Origin of the sequence: Microbacterium sp. HMWF026 (assembly GCF_003061325.1) — a bacterium.
GTDB classification, from domain to species: Bacteria; Actinomycetota; Actinomycetes; order Actinomycetales; family Microbacteriaceae; genus Microbacterium; species Microbacterium testaceum_E.
The window spans coordinates 1-1,936 of sequence record NZ_QAJB01000309.1; the positions used below are offsets into that span (position 1 = coordinate 1).

The 1,936-nt window shown below is 66.2% G+C and carries 2 protein-coding genes; both read left to right on the top strand.

The window, feature by feature from the left end; all coding sequences use genetic code 11:
- Nucleotides 1–122 precede the first annotated feature (122 nt).
- A complete protein-coding gene (locus DBR36_RS11970) occupies nt 123–854 on the top strand; it encodes a hypothetical protein (protein ID WP_091366569.1) in 732 nt (243 codons plus the stop codon).
- Nucleotides 847–1,936 (top strand): hypothetical protein (locus DBR36_RS11975; protein ID WP_146185340.1); only part of this gene is annotated, 1,090 nt, incomplete at its 3' end. The genes DBR36_RS11970 and DBR36_RS11975, both read left to right, overlap by 8 nt.

Here is a 1,936-nt window from a genome sequence, read left to right on the forward strand (position 1 = left end):
GTTCACGGGTCGCGAAGTGAACAGCTTCAAGGGCATCGTTCTCGCGATCATCGTGTGCGTCCTGGCCTCAGCCGCCGGCGTCATCATCCAGGTCTTCATCTAACGATTCGAGGGGACTCGCCATGAGCAACGACGGCACAGCCAACAACAACCCCTTCAACCGATGGTGGATCGTCTCGGCCCTGTTCGTCGTCGCGGTCGCGGTAGCGATCGTTCTCGTCCTCGTCCTGGGACGTGGGGGGCAGAACGACGCCGCGCAGCCCGGCGCCGAGCCGTCTGACACGTCGGGCGCCTCTCAGCCGAGCACGACGAGCGCGCCCCCCACCAGCGGCGGCGCGTGCGACGTGAACACCGCCGATCAGGACATTCCCACCGCGGGCCCCCCGGCCGAATGGGAATCGGAGCGGTACTTCTTCTACCCCACAAGCACCGAATACGGGCCCGTCGTCTCAGACGGGCCCTGGGGCTGCTTCGCACCCTCGCCGACCGGCGCGCTCTTCGCCGCCGCAAATGCTGTGGCCGGGATCGCTCGAGAGAACTTCGGAGAAGTCGTGACGGCGAACGCCGTCGACAACGGCGGCGGCGAGCAGTACATCGCCAACACGCGCGGGCAGACCCGCGACCAGATTGCTGGCCGGGTGGCGCAGATCCGCGGCTTCACCTTCACCGCCGTGCAGCCCGAAAGGGTCACGGTCCAACTCATCCTCGGTCAGAACGACACCGAAGCGTCGTTCACCGTCAGCATGGCGTGGGATGAGCAACAGACGACGTGGTTGGTCGACTACGCCGCCTCGAGCTTCACCCCGACCGAGTACACCGGGGCGCGTTACACCCCGTGGTCGGCCAATGAATAACGGAGGCTTGGAAGACTGCGGGCCGCTGGATATTGGCTGTGGCATCGGCAACGTCGTCAAGGGCGGTATTGAGGAGTTCGTCCGCTCTCTCGCGGACGGCGCCGTGCAGTTCCTGGGGTGGCTGACGAGCTTCTGGATCAACATCCCCTCCCCGGATGTGCAGTCCGACGCAATCGGACAGATCACCAGTGGCCTGCACTTCTACACGATCGTCCTCGCGATCGTCGGCCTACTCGTGACCCTCATCCGCATGATCTTCTCGAACTCGTTCCGAGACGGCATTCCCGCGGTGAAGATGATCGTGAACCTCATCGTGGTGACCGGCGTGTACGCCGCTGCCACCACGGCGCTGATCCTTGCCGGGGACTCTTTTGCCCCCTGGATCATCGAGCGGGCCACCGGTACCCAGGATCTCGACCTCACGCAGCTGCTCACGACACAGGCGATCATGACGGCCGGCGTCGGCCCTGGTGTCCTCCTGGGCATTGTGGCTCTGCTGGGCAGTTTGATGAACGTCATCCTGATGATCCTGCGCGGCGTGCTCGTCACGTTGGTGTTCGCGTTCCTGCCTGCTCTGGCCGCGGCATCCGCCACGGAGGCGGGAAACCAGGCTTTCAAGAAGACTCAGGGGTATCTTCTGGCGCTGATTCTGTTCAAGCCGGTTGCCGCTGTGATCTACGCTCTCGGGCTGCTCCTGATTCGCACGCCGCCGTCGTTCACGACGACGGATGAATTGGGCGCGTCGCTCTATCACGTGTCGGTGGGCGTGATGACGCTGCTGATCGCGGGGCTGGCGCTGCCAGCCATCATCAAGTTCATCGCCCCGGTGGCCGCTGGCGGTGTCTCGTCGGCGTTCTCGGGTGCCGGACTCGCCGCGGGCGGTGTGGCCGCGGGCGCCGCGGTCGTCTCTCTGGGCGCTGGCGCCGCCGCGGGTGGCGCTCTTGCGGCGAAGGGTGCCGCAACGACGGCATCGACCGCGGGTAACGCCGCGGCCGCTACCGGGCAGGGAGCGAGAGCCGTCGCCAGCACCGCCGCCAATAACAGCGGCGGGGGTGGGGGCGGCGCAGCTGTCGCCACGGCAC